The organism is Pseudomonas kurunegalensis (assembly GCF_030291635.1).
GTDB lineage: Bacteria > Pseudomonadota > Gammaproteobacteria > Pseudomonadales > Pseudomonadaceae > Aquipseudomonas > Aquipseudomonas monteilii.
In genome coordinates this window covers 3,649,928-3,675,865 of the sequence record NZ_CP127871.1, presented here as the reverse complement: position 1 = coordinate 3,675,865, position 25,938 = coordinate 3,649,928, and the positions used below count along the sequence as shown (strand labels likewise).

21 protein-coding genes are annotated in these 25,938 nt (G+C 63.5%); 11 read left to right on the top strand and 10 right to left on the bottom strand.

Features of this window, described 5'->3' with window-relative positions:
* Positions 1-32: 32 nt before the first annotated feature.
* Complete coding sequence (locus QQ992_RS16465) at positions 33-1,457, bottom strand: aminotransferase-like domain-containing protein (protein WP_105946766.1); 1,425 nt, start codon at positions 1,455-1,457, stop codon at positions 33-35.
* Between the two features lie 325 nt (positions 1,458-1,782).
* Between QQ992_RS16465 and QQ992_RS16460 the strand changes: the two genes are divergently transcribed.
* Positions 1,783-3,195, top strand: coding sequence for an amino acid permease (locus tag QQ992_RS16460; protein WP_019097820.1), 1,413 nt, complete (start codon positions 1,783-1,785; stop codon positions 3,193-3,195).
* Between the two features lie 3 nt (positions 3,196-3,198).
* Here the strand turns inward: QQ992_RS16460 and QQ992_RS16455 are convergent, their stop codons facing one another.
* A complete protein-coding gene (locus QQ992_RS16455; RefSeq protein WP_028699887.1) occupies positions 3,199-3,378 on the bottom strand; it encodes a hypothetical protein in 180 nt (59 codons plus the stop codon).
* A gap of 194 nt (positions 3,379-3,572) precedes the next feature.
* Between QQ992_RS16455 and QQ992_RS16450 the strand changes: the two genes are divergently transcribed.
* The 4 genes from QQ992_RS16450 (at position 3,573) to tam (ending at position 8,427) form a co-directional block, all read left to right on the top strand.
* Positions 3,573-4,109, top strand: coding sequence for an RNA polymerase sigma factor (locus QQ992_RS16450; RefSeq protein WP_105946798.1), 537 nt, complete (start codon positions 3,573-3,575; stop codon positions 4,107-4,109).
* A complete protein-coding gene (locus QQ992_RS16445; RefSeq protein ID WP_286110306.1) occupies positions 4,106-4,948 on the top strand; it encodes a FecR family protein in 843 nt (280 codons plus the stop codon). The genes QQ992_RS16450 and QQ992_RS16445 overlap by 4 nt, the downstream gene beginning before the upstream one ends.
* 102 nt (positions 4,949-5,050) lie before the next feature.
* Positions 5,051-7,456, top strand: coding sequence for a TonB-dependent siderophore receptor (locus tag QQ992_RS16440; RefSeq protein WP_286110305.1), 2,406 nt, complete (start codon positions 5,051-5,053; stop codon positions 7,454-7,456).
* Positions 7,457-7,650: 194 nt separating this feature from the next.
* On the top strand, positions 7,651-8,427 hold the full coding sequence (gene tam / locus QQ992_RS16435; protein ID WP_286110304.1) for a trans-aconitate 2-methyltransferase: 777 nt from the start codon (positions 7,651-7,653) through the stop codon (positions 8,425-8,427).
* Here the strand turns inward: tam and QQ992_RS16430 are convergent.
* Positions 8,417-8,788, bottom strand: a complete 372-nt coding sequence (locus QQ992_RS16430) for a DUF2784 domain-containing protein (RefSeq protein WP_286110303.1) — start codon at positions 8,786-8,788, stop codon at positions 8,417-8,419. The two genes, tam and QQ992_RS16430, sit on opposite strands and share 11 nt — an antisense overlap.
* A gap of 67 nt (positions 8,789-8,855) precedes the next feature.
* Positions 8,856-9,725, bottom strand: coding sequence for a LysR substrate-binding domain-containing protein (locus QQ992_RS16425; protein WP_025752728.1), 870 nt, complete (start codon positions 9,723-9,725; stop codon positions 8,856-8,858).
* A 243-nt stretch (positions 9,726-9,968) separates the two neighbouring features.
* Here QQ992_RS16425 and QQ992_RS16420 point away from each other — a divergent pair, with 243 nt between their 5' ends.
* The 5 genes from QQ992_RS16420 (at position 9,969) to QQ992_RS16400 (ending at position 16,091) form a co-directional block, all read left to right on the top strand.
* A complete protein-coding gene (locus tag QQ992_RS16420) occupies positions 9,969-11,285 on the top strand; it encodes an MFS transporter (RefSeq protein WP_286110302.1) in 1,317 nt (438 codons plus the stop codon).
* Between the two features lie 14 nt (positions 11,286-11,299).
* A complete protein-coding gene (locus QQ992_RS16415) occupies positions 11,300-12,691 on the top strand; it encodes an FAD-dependent oxidoreductase (RefSeq protein ID WP_286110301.1) in 1,392 nt (463 codons plus the stop codon).
* A 97-nt stretch (positions 12,692-12,788) separates the two neighbouring features.
* Positions 12,789-13,499, top strand: a complete 711-nt coding sequence (locus QQ992_RS16410; RefSeq protein WP_019097814.1) for a YebC/PmpR family DNA-binding transcriptional regulator — start codon at positions 12,789-12,791, stop codon at positions 13,497-13,499.
* A gap of 153 nt (positions 13,500-13,652) precedes the next feature.
* A complete protein-coding gene (locus QQ992_RS16405) occupies positions 13,653-14,597 on the top strand; it encodes a LysR family transcriptional regulator (RefSeq protein ID WP_119370550.1) in 945 nt (314 codons plus the stop codon).
* 81 nt (positions 14,598-14,678) lie between these two features.
* Positions 14,679-16,091 carry a DOPA decarboxylase gene (locus QQ992_RS16400; protein ID WP_286110300.1) on the top strand — a complete coding sequence of 471 codons (1,413 nt, stop codon included), beginning with the start codon at positions 14,679-14,681 and terminating at the stop codon, positions 16,089-16,091.
* 35 nt (positions 16,092-16,126) lie between these two features.
* Here QQ992_RS16400 and QQ992_RS16395 read toward each other — a convergent pair whose 3' ends face one another.
* Complete coding sequence (locus QQ992_RS16395; protein ID WP_016711199.1) at positions 16,127-17,500, bottom strand: MFS transporter; 1,374 nt, start codon at positions 17,498-17,500, stop codon at positions 16,127-16,129.
* 287 nt (positions 17,501-17,787) lie between these two features.
* Here QQ992_RS16395 and quiC point away from each other — a divergent pair, with 287 nt between their 5' ends.
* Complete coding sequence (gene quiC, locus QQ992_RS16390) at positions 17,788-19,695, top strand: 3-dehydroshikimate dehydratase QuiC (protein ID WP_105946776.1); 1,908 nt, start codon at positions 17,788-17,790, stop codon at positions 19,693-19,695.
* Positions 19,696-19,724: 29 nt separating this feature from the next.
* Here quiC and QQ992_RS16385 read toward each other — a convergent pair whose 3' ends face one another.
* The 5 genes from QQ992_RS16385 to QQ992_RS16365 form a co-directional block, all read right to left on the bottom strand.
* Positions 19,725-20,393, bottom strand: a complete 669-nt coding sequence (locus QQ992_RS16385) for a class I SAM-dependent methyltransferase (RefSeq protein ID WP_286110299.1) — start codon at positions 20,391-20,393, stop codon at positions 19,725-19,727.
* Between the two features lie 19 nt (positions 20,394-20,412).
* Positions 20,413-21,276: a sensor domain-containing diguanylate cyclase gene (locus tag QQ992_RS16380; protein ID WP_198751999.1), complete on the bottom strand. Its 864-nt coding sequence runs from the start codon at positions 21,274-21,276 to the stop codon at positions 20,413-20,415.
* A gap of 79 nt (positions 21,277-21,355) precedes the next feature.
* The gene (locus QQ992_RS16375) at positions 21,356-22,684 is read right to left on the bottom strand and encodes a TolC family outer membrane protein (RefSeq protein ID WP_286110298.1); all 1,329 of its coding nucleotides are present in this window, start codon (positions 22,682-22,684) and stop codon (positions 21,356-21,358) included.
* 1 nt (position 22,685) lies between these two features.
* Positions 22,686-24,026, bottom strand: coding sequence for an HlyD family type I secretion periplasmic adaptor subunit (locus QQ992_RS16370; protein WP_286110297.1), 1,341 nt, complete (start codon positions 24,024-24,026; stop codon positions 22,686-22,688).
* 6 nt (positions 24,027-24,032) lie between these two features.
* The gene (locus QQ992_RS16365) at positions 24,033-25,769 is read right to left on the bottom strand and encodes a type I secretion system permease/ATPase (protein ID WP_286110296.1); all 1,737 of its coding nucleotides are present in this window, start codon (positions 25,767-25,769) and stop codon (positions 24,033-24,035) included.
* Positions 25,770-25,938 lie beyond the last annotated feature (169 nt).

The following is a 25,938-nucleotide window of genomic DNA, read 5'->3' as shown; positions in this document are numbered from 1 at the left end:
ATTCACATCGTGTTCAGCGCCCGCCATACACACTACACCCCACCCCGTCGCACATGCTTCACCAGCACCTTCTCCAACAACTCCCACATCGCCGGCTCCGTACTGAACGCCACATTGAACCGCATCCACCCGGTCGCCTTGGCATCCACCATGAACAACTGCCCTGGCCCAAGCATGATGCCTTTCTCCAGCGCATCATCCAGCAGCGCCGCGCTGTCCGGAATGGCCGGATGGCGGGTCCAGATGTACATGCCTTCATCCGATTCGATGAACAGTTCAAAGCCCAATCGATGCAAATGCCGGCCAACTTCCTGATGTGCCTCGGCCAACCGCTGGCGCAGGCGTTTGAGGTGTTTACGCCAGCGGCCGTCGATGATCGCGGCGTACACCACGCGCTCCATCACCTGTGAGGTGGTCAGGCCCGAACGCATCTTCAGGTGCAACAGTTTCTGCATCAGCTCAGGGTTGGCCAGCATGTAGCCGACCCGCACGTTGGGCGAAATGCTCTTGGAGTAGCTGCCCACGTACACCACCTGCTGCAGGTGGTCGAGGCTGGCCAGGCAGGGCTGCGGTTCGGCGACCATATCGGCGTACAGGTTGTTTTCCACCAGGCGGAAGCCGTGCTGGCTGGCCAGTTGCAGCAGGCGGTGCAATTGCGGCAGCGGGGTGCGGGAGCAGGTCGGGCTGTGCAGGTGCGGCTGGGTGAAGAACGCGGTCGGGCGGTGGTGGGTGAGCAAGTGCTCCAGCTGGTTCAGGTCGTAACCGGCCGGGGTGCGTGGCACGCCGACCAGTGTTGCGCCCTGGGTGCGCAGGATGCTCATCAGGTTGGGGTAGCCAGGGTCGTCCACCAGCACCACATCGCCTGGGCGCACCAGCGTGCGTGCGGCCAGGTCCAGGGCCTGGCTGGCGCCGTGGGTGAGCATCAGTTGTGCCGGATTGGCGACGATCGACAGCTCTTGCTGCAGGTTCTGCGCGGTCAGTGCACGCAGCTCCATCAGGCCCATGGGGTCGCCGTAACCGGACAATTCCAGCGGGCTGCCGGCCACCTGACGCAGGCCGCGACGCAAGCCGTCTTCGTACATCCAGTCGTTGGGCAGCCACCCGCACCCCGGTTTGTACGGCAACTGGCGGATCTCGAAGATCTGCTGCAGGTACCACTCGGAGTTGAACGTTGGTCGACTGGTATCAGCCTCGGCGTTGTGCGTGTCCAGCAGTTCGCCCGCCGCACGGTTGACGAAGAACCCCGCATTGCCACGGCTTACCAGCAGCCCTTGGGCGACCAGCCGGTCGTAGGCCTCGACCACGGTGAAGGTGCTCACCGAATAGCTCGCGGCAAAGGCGCGGATCGACGGCACCTTGGCGCCTGGCTTGAGGGTCTGGTTGTCGATCAGCTCGCGCAGCCCGTCAATGATCTGGTTGACCAGCGGGGTTGAGGAGTCTGGATGTAATTCGAACATTCGGGGCCTTCAGGGTGCGTATCGCCTGGCGTTTGCAGGGTGTACTGCATGGGCGACCTGTACAGTGCAGTGCGAGTTTCATGCCACTGTGCATGGCTCTCTGCGTCGGACATTTTTACATTAGGTGTCGGATATCGCCACATAAAGCATGTTCAGTTCGCTCCAGGCAGCCGCCCTGGGGCGCGTCAGCAGGCCGCCATGGAAGGCCTGCGTGTGTTCGTTCACACCTTCCTGCCCGCATTAGCACTGATGTACAGGTGAAACCGCCAGCCATCGGGGTTTCACGGTTTTCCTTGGATAAAAAGAAGCACGGGGTACACAACTGATGGACGCAACATCCACAACCACCACCGCGAAAAGCGGGCACGAGAGCAAGCTCAGTGCCTCGCTGAAGTCGCGCCACCTGACGATGATGTCCATCGCCGGGGTTATTGGCGGCGCCTTGTTCGTCGGTTCCGGCAGCGTGATCCACAGCGCCGGCCCAGCCGCTGTCCTGGCCTACCTGGCGGGCGGCATCCTGGTGGTACTGATCATGCGCATGCTGGGTGAAATGGCGACTTCCTCGCCAGACACCGGCTCGTTCTCCACCTACGCCGACCGCGCCATCGGCCGCTGGGCCGGCTTCACCATCGGCTGGCTGTACTGGTGGTACTGGGTCATCCTCATGGCCTGGGAAGCCTATGTGGCGGGCAAGATCCTGCATGGCTTCTTCCCCGACGTCAGCGTTAACGTGTTCGTGCTGGCCACGACGCTGTTGCTGATCACCGTCAACTTCTTCAACGTCAAACACTACGGTGAGTTCGAGTTCTGGTTCGCCTTGATCAAGGTGATCGCGATCGTCTGCTTCCTGATCGTGTGTACCGCTGCCGTGCTGAACGTCTGGCAGTTCGGTGAAGTGCGTGGCATCAGCCACCTTACCGCCGAAGGCTTCATGCCCAATGGCATCACCACCGTGATCGGTGCCTTGCTCGGGGTGATGTTTGCCTTCCTGGGTGCTGAAATCGTTACCATCGCTGCTTCCGAAGCCAAAGACCCGGCTGCGCAGATCGTCAAGGCCACCAACTCGGTGGTATGGCGTGTGTGCCTGTTCTACGTGGGTTCGATCTTCCTGATCGTCTGCCTGGTACCGTGGAACGACCCGCACCTGGGCGTTTCCGGCTATGGCGCCTACCGCCGTACTCTGGAACTGCTGGGCGTGCCGTATGCCGAGCTGCTGATGAACTTCGTGGTGCTGACCTCGGTGAGCAGCTGCCTGATCTCTGGCCACTACACCGCTTCGCGCATGCTGTTCTCCCTGGCCCAGCGTGGCGATGCGCCGTCGTTCTTCAAGATTACCCGCGCCGGCACCGGTGTACCGGTGTACGCGATCATGGGTTCGTGCGCCGTGGCCGTGGTGTGTGCGCTGATCAACTTCAGCGAGACCCTGCGCCCGAAAGACGTACTGGAAACCCTGATGAACACCACCGGCATGATTGCCCTGCTGGTGTACCTGGTCATCGCCTTCTCGCAGCTGCGCATGCGCCGCAAGCTGATTGCCGAAGGCAAGGAAGTACGCCTGAAGATGTGGCTGTTCCCGTGGCTGACCTACCTGGTGATCGCGTTCATCGTGGCTGCCCTGGTGACCATGGCCTTCATGCCTGACTACCAGATCCTGGTGATCTCCACCGGTATCGCTGCGGCGATCGTAGTGGCGATGGGTGTGGTGCACCAGATCCGTTCTGGCAGCAAGCAGCACTAAGCGTCACTCGCTTTTCGAAACGGCCGGCTCCCTTGGGGACCCGGCCGTTTCGCGTTGTTGGGCCTGGGCTTTTTCTGCGGGCATGTGGAAGCGCTGGTTCATCCAGGGCGAGCCGAGCAGGGCGGCGGCGGCGATCAGGGCCAGGATGGCGAGGGCGATGTAGGTTTTCATGGGTGTGCGCATAAATGGACTGACTTCAAGCATAGGTGGTCAGTTCCGGCCTCATCGCCGGCAAGCCAGCTCCCACAGGTACTGTACAGGCATCAGGCTCGGCACTGTACCTGTGGGAGCTGGCTTGCCGGCGATGAGGCCGGAGCAGACAAAAGCATGTCTCAGCCCCTACAATGCGAAGCATTATCACTTGGCATCGGCTCGTCATGTCCACCACACCGCCCAACCAGGAACTGCTTGACGCGCTGGCGTTGCACTATGACGACCTGGTTCGCTACATCAAGCAGCGCTTTCGCGACCGGCATTTTGCCCGCGACCTTGTGCATGATGTTTACCTGCAGATCCTCGACAAACCGCCACGCCAGCGCATCTCGCTGCCGCTGGCATTCCTGCGCAAGGTTACCTTCAACCGTGCCATCGACCGGGTGCGCGCCGAATCGCTGCGTGCGGCTCACTTGGCCGCAGCCAGCCATGACGAACCGGCCCTGGACAGCTGGGACGGCGCCCGCGAGCTGGACTTCGAGCAACAGCTGCATGCCCTGCTGGCGATTATCGAAGCCTTGCCTGCGCGTCAGCGCCAGGTGTTCCTGCTGCATCGCATCCACGGCATGGCCCAGCGAGACATCGCTGCCGAGCTTGAAATTTCGACCAACATGGTGACCCAGCATTTCAACCGTGCGCTGCACGCCATCGCTAGCCGTTGGGAACCGGCCCGGCGTGTGCGTGGCGAGGGGCGGGCATGAGCCAGGACAAGCGTGAAGACAAGCCTCAGGCCGACCCATTGGACGCGTTCAGCGAAGCCCTACGCGCGCGGGTAGCCTCCCGCGAGGCATTGCTTGCTGAAGGCAAGGCCATGACCGCACGCCGACGCAAGGCAGGCAAGGCGGCCAAGGCCAGCCTGTTTTCGCTGTTGCTGGCAGGTGGCCTGTGGTGGGTGGACCCGGCCTGGCAGACCGAGCACGTGCAGGTGGCTGTTGGCGCAACGCACGAGCTGGTGCTGACGGACGGCAGCCAGGTGCTGCTGGACTCCGGCAGCCGCCTGCTGATCGAACGGCGCCTGCGCAGCCGGCAGCTGGAGCTGGTCGAAGGGCAGGCGCGCTTTACCGTAGTGCATGCCGATGCGCCGTTCATTGTCCGCAGCCAAGGCGTGCGGGTGCGTGATATCGGTACGGTGTTCGACGTGCGTAGCGATGCGCGTGGCGTGCGGGTAGGGGTGCAGGAGGGTGCAGTAGAAGTCGGCAGTGCGCACGGCGCCGTGCAGCAACTGACGGCCGGGCAGCAACTGCTTGCGGTCGCCGGTGAGCTGGGGGCGGTGCAGGCAGTGCAGCCGAGCGCGATGGCAGCCTGGAGCAGCTCGGTGTTGCGCTTTGACGGTACACCGTTGCGCGATGCGATTGTGGACTTGCAGCGCTACAGCGAGGTGCCGTTGCGCTTGGCGGACGAGCGCACCGGTAGCTTGCGCTTGTCGGGTGAGTTCGACAGCCGGCAGGTGCGGGCGTTGCTGGAGCACTTGCCGGCGGTGTTGCCTGTGACGGTAGTGCGCGGTGCTGATGGTGGCCTGGTCATTGGCTGGACTGATTGATCGCCAGAACAGCCAACCAATAATTATTTTCATTAGCACATCAACTTCCGCCCATGCCGAACCGCCATTCCCATGAAGTCACTTGAATCGTATGGGGAACACATGGGTAACCACCTTTCACCGCTGACGCTTCTGGCCGCCAGCCTGTTTACTTGCGCCAGCGTCCAGGCGCAGGACGCCACCTTCGCCCTGGACATCCCGGCACAACGTCTGGACCGCTCGCTAAACACCCTGGCCCAGCAAACCGGCACCCGCATCCTGTTTTCCACCGATGCCGCCGAGGGCCGGCAGGCGGGGGCGGTACAAGGGCGCTTGAGTGTCGCGCAAGCCTTGCAACAGCTGCTGGCAGGCTCGGGCCTGCAGCTGCAGCGTGCCGGGGAGGGTTACCTGATTGGCGCGCCGGCCAGTGGCACCGCGTTGGAGCTGGGTGCTACCAACATCGACAGCCAGCGCTACAGCAACAGCACAGACGGCACCGGTGCCTACACCCTGGGCACCACGCGCGCCGGTACCGGCCTGAACCTGTCGCCGCGTGAGACACCGCAGTCGATCAGCGTGGTCACCCGCCAGCGCATGGACGACCAAGGCCTGAACGACCTCACCGAAGTGCTGCAGCAAACCCCGGGTCTGTCGGTACAAAGCCTGGGCAGCGAGCGTTTCAATATCTATTCGCGTGGATACTCGGTCGACAATTACCAGTTCGACGGCATCCCCACCACCCTCGATATTGTCAGCCAGGTGTCGGCCCAGAGCCTGGCCGACATGGCCATCTACGATCATGTCGAGGTATTACGGGGGGCCACCGGCCTGCTGACCGGTGCAGGTGACCCGTCGGCCACCATCAACCTGGTGCGCAAGCGGCCTACCGCCGCATTCAAGGGGCATGTCAGTGCGGGGCTGGGGTCGTGGAACAAGTACCGCACCGAGGTCGACCTGTCCGGGCCGCTGACCCCTACCGGCAACGTGCGCGGGCGCATGGTCGCTGCCTACCAGCAGAACGACAGCTTCGTTGACCACTATCACCAGGAAAAGCAGGTGTTCTACGGCATCCTTGAAGCCGACCTAAGCGACAGCACCTTGCTCACTGTGGGGGCTGACTATCAACGCAACCGCCCGGAGGGTTCGTCGTCGGTAGCGTTCCCGCTGTTCTACAGCAACGGCGAGCAAACCGATTTTTCCCGTTCCACCAACAGCGCAGCACGCTGGAGCAGCAATCCTCAGGACGCGTTGAACACCTTTGCCAGCATCGAGCAGCAATTGGCCCACGACTGGAGCCTGCGGTTGGCGGTGAACCAGATGTACATCAACCGCGACGACTATCGCTTGGCCACCGCCAGCTGGGGTTTCCCCGACAAGCAGACCGGCGAGGGCGTGCGGCTGTACGGCGGGGCCGGGAGTACCTGGCAGAAGCAGGTGGGTGTGGATGCCCAGCTCAAGGGACCATTCCAGGCGTTTGGCCGCGAGCATGAGCTGGTGCTGGGCTACAACTTCTCCCGCTACCAGAACCACCACGACCCACTGCGTGGCACCGCCATCGAAGGCACGCGGGTCAATTTCTACACCTGGGACAACTACACCACCAAGCCCAACACCGGTAACGGCAAGCTGTACGACGGCGACACCAGCATCTACCAGAGCGGCACTTACCTGGCCACGCGTCTGCGACCCACCGACGATTTGTCGGTCATCCTGGGCGCCCGGGTCAGCAATTACCGTTACCGCTACGACCTCACCACCCAGCCGAACAAGATCCCGGGTAACCGGGAAAGCGGCGTAGTAACGCCCTATGCCGGCGTGGTCTACGACCTTGACGACATCCATTCGGTGTATGCCAGCTACACCAGTATCTTCAAGCCGCAGACGGTGCGTGATGCCAGCGGTGCAACGCTGGCGCCGCGTGAAGGCGACAACTACGAAGTCGGCCTGAAGAGCGAGTACTTTGGCGGGCGCCTACAAACGAGTGTCGCGGCGTTCGAGATCAAGCAGGACAACCTGGCCGTGGTCGACCCGGGGCAGGTCGTGCCAGGTACCACCACTGCCGCGTATCGCGCCATTTCCGGCGCTACAACGCGTGGCTTCGAGGTGGAGGCCAGTGGTGAACTGCAGCCAGGCTGGAACCTCAGCGCCAGCTACAACCACAGCATCATCAAGGATGCTGATGGTGAGCGCATCAACACCGTGTTTCCGGCCAACATGGTCAAGCTGTGGACCACGTACCGCCTGCCGGGTGAATTGGAACGCCTGACCGTGGGGGGCGGGATGAACTGGCAGAGCGGCACCCATTTCACTGCCACACCAAGCGAGTTAGGCACCGTGAAGGCCAAGCAAGGGCAGTTTGCCGTGTTCAACCTGATGGGCCGCTACCAGATCACCGACCAGCTTTCGACCACGCTGAACGTGAACAACCTGCTCGACAAGAAGTACCTCAGTGCGCTGGATACCACGTTCTACAGCGGCTATTACGGCGAGCCGCGCAACTTCATGGTGACCACCCGCTGGGATTTCTGAAGGCACGCACGCGATCCCTTGTAGGAGCGGCCTTGTGTCGCGATGGGCTGCGTAGCAGCCCCAGGATCGAAACTCCAGCACGGATTGCCGGGGCCGCTTTGCGGCCCATCGCGACACAAGGCCGCTCCTACAACGACCGCGTAGGCTGTCAGATGGCATATGCTAGACACATCGCCCGCCCCAAGGAGCCCGACATGGCCTGGTCCGCCACCCAGTATTCCCTCTTCGAAGACGAACGCACTCGCGCCGTGCGCGACCTGCTCACCGCTGTGCCGCCACGCACGGTACGCCACGCCACCGATCTGGGCTGCGGCCCGGGCAATTCCACCGAAGTGCTGCTGCAACGCTACCCCGATGCCCAGGTAACGGCGCTGGACAGCGACCCCGACATGATCGACAAGGCCCGCGAGCGCAAACGACTGTGCATCCCCCGGGTGCGCACGGCCATCGCGGATATCGCCGGCTGGTCCGCCCCGGAACCGCAAGACCTGATCCTGGCCAATGCCTCGCTGCAATGGGTACCCGACCACGCTTCGCTGTACCCGCACCTGGTGCGCCAGCTGAGCGAAGGCGCCAGCCTGGCCGTGCAGACCCCGGACAACCTCGACGAACCGGCCCACCGGCAATTGCGCGAGATTGCCAGCCAAGGCCCCTGGGCGGCGAAGTTCGCGGATTTCCAGCTGCCACCACGGCACAGCGCGGCCTTCTACTACGACCTGCTCAGCCCACTGTGCGCGCGGGTGGATGTGTGGCGCACCACCTATCACCACCCGTTGCCGGGTGGCGCCGAAGCGGTGGTGGAGTGGTTCAAGGGTTCGGCCCTGCGGCCTTATCTGGCCAGGCTTGATGAACAGGAGCAGGCCGACTTCCTGCAGATGTACCTGCAGGCCATGCAGCGAGACTACCCACCGGCCACCGATGGCAAGGTACTGCTGCCGTTCCCGCGGTTGTTCGTGATCGCTACCCGCTAGGGTGGCGCCAGCGCCAGGCCACGTAACTGTAAACGCCGAGGTTGAGCAGCAGCACAATGCAACCCAGCAGCAGCTGGATGTGCGGCGTCAGCCCGGCGGGGTAGATCAGCGGCCAGATATAGTGCTCGACGAAACCGCCTTGGTAGCCTGCGTCACCGGCTGCGCTACGCATGCGGTTTTCCCAGGTGGTGAGCGGGCAGCCAAGGTGCAGGCATTCCACCGCAAGGCCCCAGGCCAGAGCTGGCAAGTGGACGAGCAGGGCGGGGCGCCATTTGAGCACCAGCAGGCCGCCGAACAGCACCAGCAGGATGAAGGCCAGGTGCAGCAGGACCAGGGTGTCGGCGGCAAGGCGGTAGAGCATGGGCAGTGTGCCTGGGGTTGACGTTACCCCAGCATAGTTGTTTGCCTGTTCTGGCTTCTTCGCGGGCTTACATCCCTTCCTCGACCATCTGCAAAAAGGTCGCCACCACCCGTCGCGTGCGCTGCTCGCTAAGGCAAACCAGCGTCTCGGTCAAATGCCGCTGGCAATCCACAATCGGCAGCGCACACACCCGCGCATCGGCGCCAAACTCCGCCGCCGACACCACCCCCACGCCAATCCCCACCACCACCGCTTCCCGCGCCGCCTCGCGACCTTCCACCTGGATCGCCGGGCGAATCCGCAGCCCGGCCCGCTGCATCTCTTCTTCCAGGGTCTGGCGCGTCACCGATCCAGGCTCGCGCAGCACCAGCGGTGTGTCGTCCAGGTCGGCCAGGCTGATCGAACCACGGCTGGCCCACGGGTGGTGGTGGGAAACGAACGCCACCATCGGGTCGCGGCGCAGCGGCAGGCAATGCAGCCGCTCATCGTCCACATCCCGGCCCAGCAGCGCCAGGTCGGCCTGGTAGCTGAACAGCCGGGCCAGCGACTCATCGGTGTTGCCGGTCTCGATCTTCACCTGGATGCCCGGGTAGCGCTGGCAGAAGCGGGCGATCTGCGGCAGCACGTGCACCGGCGCATCCACTGCCAGCACCAGGCTGCCGGTGTGCAGGGCACGCGAATCCTGCAACAGGTCATGGGCTTCGGCTTCGCAGGCGAACAGGCGCTGGCTGATGCCCAGCAAGCGCTCACCGAGGTCGGTCAACTGCACCGAACGCTTGTTGCGGTGGAACAGCAAAACGCCGAAGCGTTCCTCCAACTTGCGCACCTGGTCCGACACCGCAGGCTGGGTAAGAAACAGCTTTTCTGCCGCGCGGGTAAAGCTGCCGTGCACGGCCACCGCATGAAAGGCCTTGAGTTGTGCGTGGGAAACCGACATGACCACCTCAGTAACAAGCTGAGCTTATGTGTGAAATACGATAAATCGATTTTATTTATCTTAGCGCAACTGTTTCCATGCATGTCAGCCCGACGCTGGCACCACGAATGCCGCCAGGGCCATGGTGCCCACACGGTGCCATCTGACCCGATGACAGCCTCGTCATCGCTGTGCGTAACACAAGAACAAGACAGGCGTTTCTTCACATTCTGCCGGCACACTTGAGCAAGAGGTCAGACGTACATGAATCAATCACTAGCCGCGTTCAAACGCTGGCGCATCCAGATTTTCGCCATCACCTGGCTGGCCTACGCCGCCTTCTACTTCACCCGCAAAGCCTTCTCGGTGGCCAAGCTGGGCATCGCCGAAGACCCCAACTTCATGCTCGACAAGGCCGCCATGGCCAACCTCGACGCCATCTACCTGGCCGCTTACGCCGTGGGCCAGTTCACCTGGGGCATGCTCGCTGACCGCTTTGGCCCGCGCGTGGTGGTGCTGGGCGGGTTGCTGATTTCCGCCGTGGCGGCGGTGGTGATGGGCAGTTACGCCACCTTCCCGATCTTTGCCACCTGCATGCTGGTGCAGGGCCTGGCGCAGTCCACCGGTTGGGCCGGGTTGTGCAAGAACATCGGCAGCTTCTTCCCGGCTTCGCAGCGCGGGCGGGTATTGGGGTTGTGGAGTTCCTGCTATGCCTTCGGCGGCCTGGTGGCTTCGCCGTTCGCGGGTTGGTGGGCGTACACGCTGGTCGGCACCTGGCACGCGGCGTTCTTCTCCAGTGCCGCCGTGGTGGCGCTGGTGGCCGTGCTGTTCTTCATCCTGCAGCGCAACAAACCTGAAGATGTCGGCCTGCCGGCGGTAGAGCCCGAGCCGCAGAGCATGGCCCCGGCCGGCAACCTGTGCAGTGTGTGGGCGCCGCTGAAAGAGATCCTGCGCAACCGTACCGTGCTGACGCTAGGCCTGGCGTACTTCCTGCTCAAACCCGCGCGCTACGCCATCCTGCTGTGGGGCCCGGTGATCGTCTTCGAGCAGATGCCCTCGGTGGGCAAGGTGGGTGCGGCAATCATCCCGACCGCCTTCGAACTGGCCGGGCTGCTGGGCCCGATCATCATTGGCCTGGCCTCCGACAAACTGTTCGGCGCCCGGCGCATGCCGGCCTGTGTCATCAGCCTGGTGCTGTTGACCATGACCCTGGCGGCGTTCATGGCCGCCATGCACACCGGTAGCGTGATGCTGGTGGTGGCGTTGCTGTTCGTCATGGGCCTGACCCTGTACGGGCCAGACTCGATGATCAGCGGCGCGGCGGCCATCGACTTCGGCACCGCCAAGGCCGGTGCGACTGCAGCGGGCTTCGTCAACGGCTGTGGCTCGGTGGGGGCGGTGCTGGGCGGGCTGCTGCCGGGGTACTTCGATGGTGTCACGGTGTTCATCGTGTTCGCTGGCTGCGCGCTGTTCTCGGCGCTGGTGCTGCTGCCGCACTGGAACAGCCGCCCGGCCAGCACCCCGCAAAGCGCTGACGTGGCACCGAATACCAGCATGGCAATCAAGCCACTGCGTACCTAAAGGAAAGCGAGCGAATGAGACCCTTCTGGCTGCAACAGGCCCTGGATTCGGCGCAGGAGGCGGTGTGCCCACCGCTGCAAGGCGATACCCGTTGCGATGTGTGCATCGTCGGCGGCGGCTACACCGGCCTGTGGACGGCACTGATGCTCAAGGAAGCGGTGCCGGCGCTGGATGTCGTGCTGATCGAAGCCGATATCTGCGGCGCCGGCGCCAGTGGCCGCAACGGCGGTTGCGCATTGTCCTGGTCGGCCAAGTACTTCACCCTCGAACGCCTGTTCGGGGTGGCCGAGGCGGTGCGCCTGGTGCGCGAGTCGGAGCGCAGCATCGGTGATATCGGTACGTTCTGCGCGGCCAACGGCATCGACTGCGACTACCGCCTGGATGGCACGTTGTACACCGCCACCAACGCCGCTCAGGTCGGCGCCACCGATGCAGTGATCGCGGCGCTGGAGCACAAGGGCATCAACTCGTTTCGCCGCCTGCCGCTGGACCAAGTCCAGCGGCAGGCGGGTTCGGCACGGCACCTGGAGGGCTGGTTCTCGCCAGCTGCCGCCACGGTGCAGCCGGGCAAGCTGGTGCGTGGCCTGCGCCGGGTGGCGTTACAGCACGGCGTGCGCATTCATGAAGGCACGGCCATGAGTGGCCTGGAACACGGCGCCCCGGTGCAGGTGCGCACGGCCCATGGTACGGTGCGCGCCGACCGCGTGGTGTTGGGCCTCAATGCCTGGATGGCGCGGGCTTTCCCGCAGTTCGAGCGCAGCGTGGCGATCGTTTCCAGTGACATGGTAATCACCGAGCCGTGCCCCGAGCTGCTGCGCGAGATCGGCCTGGACAGCGGCATCAGCGTGCTCGACTCGCGCATTTTCGTGCACTACTACCACAACACCTCCGATGGCCGGCTGATGCTTGGCAAAGGCGGCAATACCTTTGCCTATGGCGGGCGCATGCTGCCGGTGTTCGACCAGCCGTCGCCATACCGGCCGCTGCTGCGCGAAAGCTTGGGCGGGTTTTTCCCGGCCTTGGCCGAAGTGCCGCTGGCGGCCAGCTGGAACGGGCCGTCGGACCGCTCGGTGACCGGCTTGCCGTTTTTTGGCCGGCTGGACGGGCAGGGCAACGTGTTCTATGGCTTTGGCTATTCCGGCAGTGGTGTGGGGCCATGCCACATGGGTGGGCAGATTCTGTCGTCGCTGGCGCTGGGGCTGGATAACCCATGGACCCGTTCGCCGCTGGTCAAGGGGCCGCTGGGGCTGTTCCCGCCCGAGCCTGTGCGCTACCTGGGTTCGCTGATGGTGCGCAATGCCATCCGCCGCAAGGAGCGCGCCGAAGACCTCGGCATGCGGCCGCGACGGCTGGATGTGCGCCTGGCGCGGTTTGCCGCGGCAGCAGGCAAGGCCGATAAAGGCTGATGAGATTTCTTGTCGATCCCATGCGTGAGGGCGTATAAAATGCACCCACTTTTGGCCGGTCGCTTCCTGAACCGGCCGCTGAAACAAGAGAGTCGACATGGGCGCACAGTGGAAAGCCAAACATAGAGAAACAGCGGCCAATGCCAAAGGCAAGGTCATGGGCAAGCTGTCCAAGGAAATCCAGATCGCGGCCAAGTCGGGCGCCGATCCTGACATGAACCCGCGCCTGCGCCTGGCCATCGTCCAAGCCAAAAAGGCCTCGATGACCCGCGAGACGCTGGAGCGTGCGATTCGCAAGGGCGCGGGCCTGGACGGTGATGCCGTGCAGTACCACGCCGTCAGCTACGAAGGCTTTGCGCCGCACCAGGTGCCACTGATCGTCGAGTGCCTGACCGACAACGTCAACCGTACCGTCGCGCAAATCCGCGTACTGTTCCGCAAGGGCCAGCTGGGTGCCAGCGGTTCGGTGGCCTGGGACTTCAACCACGTCGGCCTGATCGAAGCCACTCCGGAAGGCGATGCCGACCCGGAAATGGCAGCCATCGAAGCCGGCGCCCAGGATTTCGAGGAAGGTGAAGAAGAGGGTTCGACCCTGTTCATTACCGACACCACCGACCTGGACGCGGTACAGAAGGCCCTGCCGGAGCATGGCTTCACCGTGACCTCGGCGAAGATTGGCTACACCCCGAAAAACCCGGTGAGTGCGGCCAGCCTGAGCGCTGACGCATTGGCTGAGGTTGAAGCGTTCCTCGAGGCGATCGACGAGAACGATGACGTGCAGAACGTGTACGTTGGTCTGACTGACTGATCTGCTTTTCCGGGGCCGCTTTGCGGCCCATCGCGACACAAGGCCGCTCCTACAGGGACCGCACCTGCCCATGGCCTGCGCGGTCCCTGTAGGAGCGGCCTTGTGTCGCGAAACGAGGGCGAAGCCCTCGCCAGCGGTCTGGAGCCGAACCCGATGAACCCCACCTTCGCCTCCCTCAGCCTCGCCCACCTGCGCACCCTCGACCACCTGCTACAGCTGAAAAACCTCAGCCACGCCGCCGAGCGCCTGGGCGTCAGCCAGTCGGCCCTGAGCCGCCAGCTGGCCCACCTGCGTGAAGCCTTCGACGATCCGCTGCTGGTACGCCAGGGCCGCGGCTACGTATTGAGCGAACACGCCGAAGCCCTTGTCGAACCCCTGCGCCAGGTTCTCGAAGAACTACAGGCTCTGCGTCAGCCCGCCGTGTTCGACCCGGCACGCTGCGAGCGGCGTTTCTGCCTGGCTGCTTCGGACTACGTGGCCGAGCACATGTTGCCGCTACTGGTGGCCGCGCTGGAGCGTGAAGCACCGGGCGTATCGCTGGAGTACCGTACCTGGCAGGCCGGCCAGTACGCCTTGCTGGCCAGTGGCGAGATTGACCTGGCCACCACCCTGTTCGACGAGTCGCCGCCCAACCTGCATGGGCGTCTGCTGGGCGAGGACCGCGCCGTGTGCCTGATGCGTCGTGACCACCCGCTAGCTGCCCATGCCGCACTCAGCCAGGCCGATTACCTGGCGCACAAGCATGTACGTATTTCCGGCGGTGGCGACAAGGACAGCTTCATCGACCGCCACCTGCGCGCCCAAGGCTTGCAGCGGCGGGTCAGCCTGGAAGTGCCGTTTTTCTCTGCCACTGTGCAGGTGATCGCCAACAGCCAGGCCGTGGCAACCGTGCCCGAGCATATAGCCCGGCAACTGTGCCGCTTGCATGATCTGGCCTGGCGGCCGCTGGGTTTCATCGACCACAGCCAGCGCTACTGGGTGGTGTGGCACCAGCGCCTGCAGGCCTCGGCCGAGCACCGCTGGTTGCGTAACCGGGTGTTCGAGCTGTGGCGACAGTCGCAGTTTGGCGTGCAGGGTGGGCATGCGGGTTTGCCATAGCAGGTATGCGCAAGGCGGGGTTATTCGCTTCGGCACAGGTGCCTAGACTGGGGGCAGTGGAAAAACCACAGGAGCCCCCACGTGACCCCCGAACAATTTCGTCAGTACGGCCACCAACTGATCGACCTGATCGCCGACTACCGCCAGACCGTCGGCGAACGCCCGGTCATGGCTCAGGTCGAGCCCGGCTACCTCAAGGCTGCTTTGCCTGAAACCGCCCCCCAGCAGGGTGAACCCTTCGAAGCCATTCTCGCTGACGTCAACCAGCTGGTCATGCCCGGCCTGTCCCATTGGCAGCACCCGGACTTCTACGGCTACTTCCCCTCCAATGGCACCCTGTCTTCCGTATTGGGCGATTTCCTCAGCACCGGTTTGGGCGTGCTTGGCCTGTCTTGGCAATCCAGCCCGGCACTGAGCGAGCTGGAAGAAACCACCCTCGACTGGCTGCGTCAGCTGCTGGGCCTGTCTGGCCAGTGGAGCGGGGTGATCCAGGACACCGCGTCGACCAGCACCCTGGTGGCGCTGATCAGTGCCCGTGAACGCGCCACCGACTACGCCTTGGTACGCGGCGGCCTGCAGGCCGAAGCCAGGCCTTTGATCGTGTATGTCAGTGCCCATGCCCACAGCTCGGTAGACAAGGCCGCGCTGCTGGCGGGTTTTGGCCGCGACAATATCCGCCTCATCCCCACAGACGAACATTACGCCTTGCGTCCAGAGGCCTTGCGGGCGGCGATCGAGCAGGACCTGGCTGCAGGCAACCAACCTTGCGCGGTCGTGGCCACCACTGGCACCACGGCCACCACCGCCCTTGACCCGCTGCGCCCGATCGGTGAAATCGCCCAGGCCCATGGCTTGTGGCTGCATGTGGACTCGGCCATGGCCGGTTCCGCGATGATCCTGCCTGAGTGCCGCTGGATGTGGGATGGCATCGAGCTGGCCGATTCGGTGGTGGTCAATGCGCACAAGTGGCTGGGTGTGGCCTTCGATTGCTCGATCTATTACGTGCGCGATCCGCAGCACCTGATTCGGGTGATGAGCACCAACCCCAGCTACCTGCAATCGGCGGTGGATGGCGAGGTGAAGAACCTGCGTGACTGGGGCATCCCGCTGGGCCGACGGTTCCGCGCGTTGAAGCTGTGGTTCATGCTGCGCAGCGAGGGCGTTGACGCATTGCAGGCGCGGTTGCGGCGCGATCTGGACAATGCCCGATGGTTGGCGGGGCAGGTTGGGGCGGCGGCTGAGTGGGAGGTGTTGGCGCCGGTGCAGCTGCAGACCCTGTGCATTCGCCATCGACCGGCGGGGCTGGAGGGGGAGGCACTGGATGCGCATACCAAGGGGTGGGCCGACCGGTTGAATGCTTCCGGCGATGCCTATGTGACGCCAGCGACACTGGATGGGCGGTGGATGGTGCGGGTTTCGATTGGTGCGCTGCCGACTGAGCGAGGGGATGTCGAGCGACTGTGGGCGCGCTTGCAGGAAGTGGTTGAAGGTTGAAAGCGCCGGGGCCGCAACGCGGCCCCGGCAATCTGTCAGTGGCTCACTGCCTGAAAGCTACCTTTACGGCTAGCCTCGTAAGCATCCTTTTCCATCGGCTTGGCGTCTGGGTTACCCAGGTCTTCCATCGCCAGGCGATGGGTTTCAGGGGCAATGTAGGCCGCCAGGGCGCACACGCAGGTAATGAAGAACGCCAGGCTACCCACCACCAGCGGGATGTTGTCCGAGCCAGGCGGTGCGACCAGGGCGAACAGCGCAGGCAGCATGGCGGTCAGCATGGTGCCGATGTTCTGTGCGATGGCCATGGCCGAAACGCGGTAGCGGGTGTGGAACAGCTCTGGGTAGAAGCTTGGGAACACCGCGTTGTAACCCTGGTAGACCATGCCCCACATGATGATCGATGCGGCGAACGCCATGGGCACGTTCTGGATGCTGATTGCATACAGGTAGACGAACGCCAGCAGGCCAGAGCCCAGGCAACCGGCGATCATGGTCGGGCGACGGCCGATCTTGTCCGACAGGTTACCCACGAACGGAATCACCAGCACCGCGACGATGTTGCCGACCACCGGGATCCACAGGTACACGCTCTTGTCGAAGCCGATGCCATAGGCTGGCTGCACCGCGTAGGCCGCACCGAAGATGGTGGCCACCACCGGGATCACGTTCATCAGGGCCATGAACATCACCAGCACCATGTGCTTCCAGCTGTGGCGGAAGGCCTCGCTGATGGGCGACTTGGCAACCTTGTCCTGCTTCTCTTCCTTCACGAACGCCGGGGTTTCGTGCACTTCCTTACGGATGATGAAACCGGCAATCAGCACGATGGCGCTCATCAGGAACGGAATGCGCCAGCCCCATTCGGTGAAGGCTTCGCTAGGCATGAAGTAGGCCAGTGGTAGGAACACCGCCGCTGCCAGTACCTGGCCAGCCTGCACGCCTTGCAGGGTAAAGCTGGCGTAATAGCCTCTTCGGCCGAATGGCGCGTGCTCCATGATCATGGAACTGGCACCGGAAATTTCCCCGGCCACGGCAAAGCCCTGGATCAGGCGCAGCACCACCAGCAAGGCCGGGGCGAGGTAACCGATGTCGTGGTAGGTGGGCAGCAGGCCGACGGCCATGGTCGACAGGCCCATCAGGAACATGCACAGCAGCAGGACGTTCTTGCGCCCGCGAGTGTCACCCCAGTGGCCCAGTACGAAGGCGCCGACCGGGCGCGCCAGGTAGCCCACGCCGTACGTGGCCAACGAGGCAATGATGGCCATTTTCGGGTCGGTATTGGGGAAGAAGATCTGCGGGAAAATCAGCGCAGCGGCCTGGGCGTAGATGAAGAAGTCGTAGTACTCGAGTGCCGAGCCTATCCATCCACTGGCGGTCGCTTTTTTGGCTTGCGAGCTGGAGTGAGCCATCGTTGTCTCCGTTGTTATTGTTGTTTGCGCAGGTTCCGCCATCGGTTCGCCAAGGCAGGAGGCAGTGGTCGGTGTGCCTGCGTCTGGGTCTCATGTTGACCCTGGGCCTGCGGTCTAGCAATTCGTTAAATTGGGTTTTGTGCGATAATCGAACGCAAAACTAACCATTCCGTACAAAGAGATTGAAGCGGCGACTTTACCTGCGAATAATCGATCGTGCCATAAACTGTGACAGTGGTTTTTACCTGACTGGCACCGTCATTTTCTAACAACAAGGAACTCCCGCCATGCAGCGTTCGATCGCTACCGTGTCCTTGAGCGGCACCCTGCCGGAAAAGCTCGAAGCCATCGCCGCCGCCGGTTTTGACGGCGTCGAGATCTTCGAAAACGACCTGCTCTATTACGCCGGCAGCCCGCGCCAGGTGCGCCAGATGTGTGCTGATCTTGGCATTGCCATTACCCTGTTCCAGCCGTTTCGCGACTTTGAAGGCTGCCGCCGCGACCGCCTGCAGAAAAACCTCGACCGCGCCGAACGCAAGTTCGACCTGATGCAGGAGCTGGGCACCGACCTGGTGCTGGTGTGCAGTAACGTCCAGGCCGATGCCTTGGGCGAAGAACAGTTGCTGGTCGATGACCTGCGCCTGCTGGCCGAGCACGCCGGCAAGCGCGGCCTGCGCATTGGTTACGAAGCGCTGGCCTGGGGCCGGCACGTCAACACCTACCAGCAAGTGTGGAACCTGGTGCGCCAGGCCGACCACCCGGCTCTCGGGGTGATCCTCGACAGTTTCCATACCTTGTCCCTGAAGGGCGACCCCAGCGCGATCCGCGACATCCCCGGCGACAAGATTTTCTTCGTGCAGATGGCCGACGCGCCGATTCTGGCCATGGATGTGCTGGAGTGGAGCCGCCACTTCCGCTGCTTCCCGGGGCAGGGTGAAATGGACATGGCCGGTTTCCTGGCGCCGATCCTTGCCACCGGTTACCGTGGCCCGCTATCGCTGGAAATCTTCAACGACGGGTTCCGCGCTGCGCCGCCACGGCAAAATGCCGCTGATGGCCTGCGTTCGCTGTTGTACCTCGAAGAGCAGACCCGCCTGCGCCTGGAACAGGAAAACACGCCGATCGAACCTGGCGTGCTGTTCACCCCGCCAGCGGCGAGCACCTATGACGGTGTGGAGTTCCTCGAATTCGCGGTTGACGAAGCCGTTGGCGCGCGTCTGGCCAGCTGGCTGAAACGCCTGGGTTTTGCCGAAGCCGGCAAACACCGCAGCAAAGAAGTGCAGTTGCTGCGCCAGGGCGATATCAACATTGTGTTGAACGCCGAACCGTATTCCTTCGGCCACAACTTCTTCGAGGCCCACGGCCCGTCGCTGTGCGCCACCGCGCTGCGGGTCAAGGACCAGCAGGCAGCCCTGAAGCGCGCGACTGCCTACCGTGGCCAGCCGTTCCGGGGCTTGGTCGGCCCTAACGAATGTGAAGTACCGGCGGTTCGTGCGCCGGATGGCAGCCTGCTGTACCTGGTAGAGCAGGGCACCGCTGGCCAGACGCTGTACGATACCGATTTCAGCCTGGACAAGAACGCCACCGCCACCGGTGGCCTGCGCCGCATCGACCACATGGCCCTGGCCTTGCCGGCCGAGTCGCTGGACAGCTGGGTCCTGTTCTACAAGAGCCTGTTCGATTTCGCCGCTGATGACGAAGTGGTGCTGCCCGACCCGTACGGCCTGGTCAAGAGCCGCGCGCTGCGTAGCCAGTGCGGCACCTTGCGCTTGCCGCTGAACATTTCGGAAAACCGTAACACCGCCATCGCCCATGCGTTGTCCAGCTACCGCGGTTCGGGCGTGCATCACATCGCCTTCGATTGTGACGATATCTTCCGCGAAGTGGCGCGCGCCAAGCTGGCTGGTGTGCCGTTGCTGGAAATCCCGCTGAACTACTACGACGACCTGGCAGCACGCTTCGATTTCGACGACGAGTTCCTCAGCGAGTTGGCGTACTACAACGTGCTGTACGACCGCGATGCCCAAGGCGGCGAGCTGTTCCACGTGTACACCGAACCGTTCGAGGAGCGCTTCTTCTTCGAGATCATCCAGCGCAAGGGTGGCTATGCCGGTTACGGCGCGGCCAACGTTGCGGTGCGCCTGGCGGCCATGGCCAAAGCCCGCAGCGGGGCGGTGCGCAAGCCGGTGCTCTGAAGCTTGAGCTGGGTGGGGGCTTGAGCGCCTCAAGGGCGCTCAGCCACCATCAATAAGGACTGCGGCACCGCACTCTGCGGGTGCTGCGGCTCCTGCAGGCTGACCAATCGCAACCCCGCCATGTCCAGTGCATTCAGCCAGCTGGCCAAGGTACGGAAATACCAGGGCATTGGCTGCCAATCCCCGGCAAACCCGGTAAATGACTCCTCCCGCCAACCATCCTGATAATCCCCGCCCGCCACGCTCCACGGGTGCAGCGTCTGGATCACCAGCGCACCGCCAGGCACCAGTAGGTCGTGCATCGCTACCAGTAGCGGAATGATGTCCTGGTGCAACAACGCAAAATTGGCACAGATCAGGTCATAACCTTTGCCTACGTAAACGTGGGCCTCGGCCAACTGCGCATAGCTGGCCAGGTGCACCTCGGCCGAGCCCGCAGCCCGCGCGGCATCCACCAATGTCCTGTCGCCGTCGACGCCCACGGCTCCGATCCCGCGGTCACCCAGGGCGCGCAGCAGCCAGCCCTCACCGCAGCCCAGGTCCAGCACCCGTTCGGGCTGGCGGCCAAGAATGGCCAGCAGGATCGCCTGGTCGGTGACCTGGCGGCGGCTTTCGATGGCGCCGCTGCGCACGGCGTCAATCCAGGCTTGCGCGTTGTGCTGCCAACTGTCGAGCAAAGCGTCTTCAGGGTTGGGCATGATCATGGTCCTTTCTTGTTCAGCCGGCTGCGGTCCTCTGTCGCTTGACCTGATACATGTTTCCATCAGCGTGCCTCAGCAATAGGTCGGCATCGTGGCCGTCCTCAGGGAAACAGGCCACGCCGATGCTGCAGGACGGCGCGTCGACGCCGGGCAGTTGGACGCCGAGTGGCTCGGCCATGGCTGCCAGGATGTTGGCCACATGTTCGGCAATGGCCTCCGGCGACGGGTAATCCGTCAGCAGCACGGTAAACTCGTCACCGCCCATGCGCGCTACGGTGCCGTTTTTACCCACACAGTCTTCCAGGCGCCGTGCCAGTATGCACAGTACCCGGTCGCCCACGCTGTGCCCGTGGTTGTCGTTGATCTGCTTGAAGTCATTGATATCGAGAAACAGCAACGCCAGCCGGTGCTCTTGCTGCCGGGCTGTGGCAAGGGCACTGTCGAGCCGCTCATTGAACATGGCCCGGTTGGCCAGCCGGGTCAGCGGGTCGTGATGGGCCAGGAAGCGCAGCTCTTCTTCTGCCTGGTGCAGTGCCGTCACATCCCGCGCCACACCGATGCGCGCTTGCGCCTCATCGGACCAGCTGGCTGCCCACAGGATATGCACGATCCCGCCATCCTTGCGCACATAGCGGTTGCGGAAGTCGTAATGGGGCTGCCCGTTCATCACCCTTACAATCGACGCGCGGGTGATGGCCAGGTCGTCCGGGTGCATGTAGTCGGTGATCGGTGTGCCGATCAGCTCGCGGGCCTGGTAGCCCAGCAGCGCTTCGCAGGCATCGCTGACAAAGACGATCTGGTTGTCCCTGTCGACCACGAACACGGTGTCCAGCATCAGGTGGATCAGCCTGGGGTATAGCGCTTGCAGGTCTACGGGCATGGGGCAGGGTGTCCGCGGAGGGGTGACCGATCATAGCCTGACGCCAATAAACCGGCCACCGCTACCGTGTGTGCTCCGATCAATTGCTTACCATCAGTTCCGGCCCCAGGTAATCGTTGATCTGCTCGATGTCGTCATCGCCCAGGCTACCCACCGACGAGGCCAGCCGCAGCCGCGACATCAGGTAGTTCAGCTTGGCCTCGAACAGGTCGTGACGGGCGTCGTACAACAACTCTTCGGCATTGAGTACATCCGAGTTGGTGCTGGTACCGCCTTCCTTGAAGCCCTTGCGGGTGGAGGTCAGCGAGCGCTCGTTGGAAGCGACGGCTTTTTCCAGCGCCTGAATGCGCAAGGCACCACTCTGCACACCGCGGTACTCGCGTGTGGTGTCGGAAATCACCTCCTGGCGTGTGGCGTCCAGCTCGTCCAGGGCCTTGGAGCTGTTGGCGCTGGCCTGGCGGGTGAGGGCGCTGGTGCTGCCACCGCTGTACAGCGGAATGTTCAGCTCCAGCCCGATCGAGCTGTAGTGGTTGCGCTGGTTAATCTCGGAAATCGACTGGCTGCTGCCGGCGGTGTAGCCGGCCACGAAATCCAGCGTTGGCCAGTGCCCGGCGCGGGCACGTTTCACTTCTTCTTCGGCCAGCTCGTAGCTGTGCCGGCGTGCATGAATCAACGGGCTGTCTGCCTGGGCCTTGACCAGCCAGTCCTGCAGGTTGCCAGGCATCAGCGGCGGTGTATTGAAGCCTGGCTGCAAGGTGGTCAGCGACTGTGGGGTTTCACCAATGTACTCCTCCAGCTTGCGCCGGGTATTGACCAGGTTGTCCTGGGCGTCGATCAGGTCGGCCTCGGCCAGGTCGCGGCGAGCGACCGATTCGTCGACATCGGTGATGGTGCCAGCGCCCAGTTCCTTGCGCCGCTTCGCCGAAGCCAGTTGCTCTTCGAAAGCGTTCAGCTTGGCTTTGGCCAGGGTGATGGTTTCGCTGGCCAGCAGCACGTCGAAGTAGGCGTCGGCCAAGCGTACCGCTGCGTCCTGGCTCTTGGCATCGAACACCGCCACGCTGTAGTCGGCCCGTTGCTGGCCCTGGCGGTACTCGGCCATCTTCTGTTTGTTGAACAGCGGTTGGCGCAGGCGCACGTTGGCACCTTTGGAGTCATAGTCCAGGTCGTTGTCCTGGCCATTCTGGCGCTGGCTGCCATTGACCCTGTTGAAATAGGCCGAAGCGTTGATCTGTGGCAGCAAGCCGGCTTCGCCGATAGCGCGGTTTTCGCTGCCGGCCTGTTTCTCATGCACGGCGGCCTGGTAGATCGGGCCCTGGTACTGCAACAGGTCCCAGGCTTGCTTCAGGTCCATGGCACTGGCCTGTACGGCAACCCCCAGCAGGCACAACATCAGGCACGGGCGTTTCATGTCATTGCTCCTTGAACGCGGCGTCGACGCGTTCGAGCATCGGCTTGAGCAGGTAGCTGAGCAGGTTGCGCTCGCCGGTCTTGATGGTGACGGTGGCGGGCATGCCGGGGCGGATATGGTTGCTGCCTAGCAGGCCCATGCCGGCGGGCGTCACTTCCACCTGGGCCAGGTAGAACGGCTGCTTGCTTTCTTCGTCGAGCAGGCGGTCGGCGGAAATGGTCTTCACCCGCCCCGGAATGTTCGGCGTCTGTGCGTGGTTGAAGGCCGGGAAGGCGATGTCTACGTCCAGGCCCGGCACCATCTTGTCGATGGCCTGCACCGGGATCATTGCGTCTACCTGCAGGGGCTGATCGAGTGGCACCACCTCCATGATCTTGGCACCGGGCTGGATGATGCCGCCGACCGTGGCAATGCTCAGGCCCTGGACCATGCCATCGATCGGCGAGCGGATCACCGTGTGGGTCACTTCGTAGTCCAGTGCGCGCAAGCGGTCGGCCAGGGTGGTGTTTTCCTTGGCGGTGTCGGTCAGTTGCGATTCCACTTCTTTCAGGTAGTCGTGCTGGCGCTGCAGGATGCGCAGCTTGATCTCGGTGGCCTGGCTGCGTGCCCGGGCGATGTTGTTGAGGTTTTCTGCCTGGCCGGCGGACAGGTCGGCGTTGCTGCGCTCCAGCTCCAGCAGGCGGTTGCGCGGTACGTAACCTTCGGCGGCCAGCACCCGGGTGCCTTGCAGTTCCTGGTTGAGGAAGCCGATCTGTGAGGCGCGGGCCCCGTACACCTGTTGCAGGCCCTTGAGCTGCACCGCCGAAGCGGTGAGGTTTTCCTCAAGGATGCTCAGTTCACCCGCCAGCCCGGCGCGGCGGGTGTCGAGCAGGCGCTGTTGCAGGTCCAGGGCCGCCAGCAGGCGTGGATCATTGGCGTAGTGCTGGAGCAGGGCAGGGTCGAAGGTGACCGTGTCGCGGCCGTCGCGCTCGGCTTCCAGGCGGTTCTCCACGGTTTTGCTGACGATGTACTGGGCGCTGAGTGCGCCTTGCTCAGCGACCGCGCGCAGGGCGTCGAGCCGCACCACTTCCTGGCCTTTCCTTACCAGATCGCCTTCGCGCACCAGAATCGCCTCGACCGTACCGCCGGTCAGGTGCTGTACCGCCTTGCGGTTGCTGGTGACCTTGACCGTGCCGGTGGCTACCACGCCTGCGTCCAGCGGCGCCAGGCATGACCACAGCAGGAAGCCGCCAAAGCCGGCAATCACCATCCATACGCCCCAGCGTACTGGCCGGGCCGCATCCAGGTCGATCAGGTTCCTGGCTTCGGCGGGGATCAATTCAGCGTGTTGAGTCATCTGCATGATCGGCTACTCCCTTACTTTGACCGAAGCCAGCGGTGCCGCACCGGCCGCTGGAATCACGGCAGCCTTGCGCAGCGCCGCGAATACTTCGTCGCGGCTGCCGAGCATGTGCACAGCGCCGTCGCGCAACATGAGTATCTTGTCGACAGCACACAGCACATTGGGCCGATGGGAAATCAGGATCACCGTGGCGCCGCGCGCCTTCAACTCGGCCAGAGCATCCACCAGGGCCTTCTCGCCGACGTCATCGAGGTTGGCGTTGGGTTCGTCCAGCACTACCAGGTTGGGCTCGCCATACAGGGCGCGGGCCAGGGCGATACGCTGCTTCTGGCCGCCGGACAGCGGGGTGCCGTCGGCGGCCAGGCGCGTGTCATAGCCCTGCGGAAAGTGCAGGATCATGTCGTGTACGCCGCTGCTGCGGGCCGCGCGGATCACCGCATCGCTGTCCACTTCGGCAAAGCGTGCGATGTTTTCGGCGATGGTGCCCTCGAACAGCTCCACGTCTTGCGGCAGGTAGCCCAGCCAAGGGCCGAGTTCGGCCTTGTTCCAGGTGAAGATGTCGGCACCATCCAGGCGCACCTTGCCGGCCTGCGCCGGCCACACACCCACCAGCAGGCGGGCGAGGGTAGACTTGCCCGAAGCCGAAGGGCCGATGATGCCTAAGCTTTCACCTGGCACCAGGCTGAAGCTGACCCCGCGCACGATGCTGGTGGTGGTGCCGGGGGCACCGGCGATCACGTTTTCCACGGCCAGCATGCCCATCGGCCGCTGCAGCGACATGCTCGGTGGCCGCTGCGGATAGTCTTGCAGCAGGTCGTTGAGCCGGCCCCAGGCCAAGCGGCAACCGAGCAACTGCTTCCAGGAGGCAATCACCTGTTCCACCGGGCCCAAGGCGCGGCCGGTCAGGATCGAACACGCGATCATCATGCCGGGGGTGATCTTGCCCTCTATCGCCAGCAACGCACCGGTCCCGAGGATCAACGACTGCAAGGTGATGCGCACGAAACGCCCGGTGCTGCTGATCAGCGCCGCGCGGTCGGAGGCCAGGGTCTGCATCTGCAGGATGCGCAAGTGCCCTTGGTACCAGCGCTTGCCGATTGACGGCAGCATGCCCATGGCCTCGATCACTTCGGCGTTGCGCAGGTTGTTGTTGGCGTAGCTGGCCGACGACATGGCGGCCTGATTGGCTTCGGCCAGTGGCTTTTGCGTAGCCTTCTCCGTGAGGTAGGCCAGGCCCACCAGGATCAGTGAGCCAATCATCGTGACCAGCCCGAGCCAAGGGTGGATCAGGTAGCAGACCACCAGGTAGATCGGCGTCCACGGCGCATCGAAAAAGGCGAATAAACCGTTGCCGGTCAGAAACTGCCGCACTTGCGCCAGGTCCTGCAGGGCCTGGGCCGGGTTGCCGCCGGCGCGGCTCAGGTTGCGCTCGAACGCGGCGCTGAAGATGCGTCGGTTGAGGTCCATGTCCAGGCAGTTGCCTACCCGGACCAGCACGCGCGTACGGGTCATCTCCAGTGCCGACATCAGCAGGAACAACCCGACCACCAGCACGGTGAGCATGCCCAAGGTGGTGACGTTGCGGCTGACCAAGGCGCGGTCATAGACCTGCAGCATGTAAATGGCTGGCGTCAACATCATGACGTTTATCACGCCGCTGAAGGCGGCCAGGGCGTAGAAACTGCGACGAAGGCGAAACAGTGTGTCAGCCAGTTCGGAGCGGGAACGCGGCGGCTTGTGCATCGAAGGCCTCCCTTTTCACAAAACGGGGAGCCCTTGCGGCGCCCCGTACAGCGGTAGTCGTGGCTTCTGGTCGGCTCGCAGGCGGTGGGGCCGCTGCGGTCTTGTTGTAAGCAGCAGCGTAGGTTGCAACGAAATATTCGGTAATATCTTTTTGCTCTATAAATTCTTT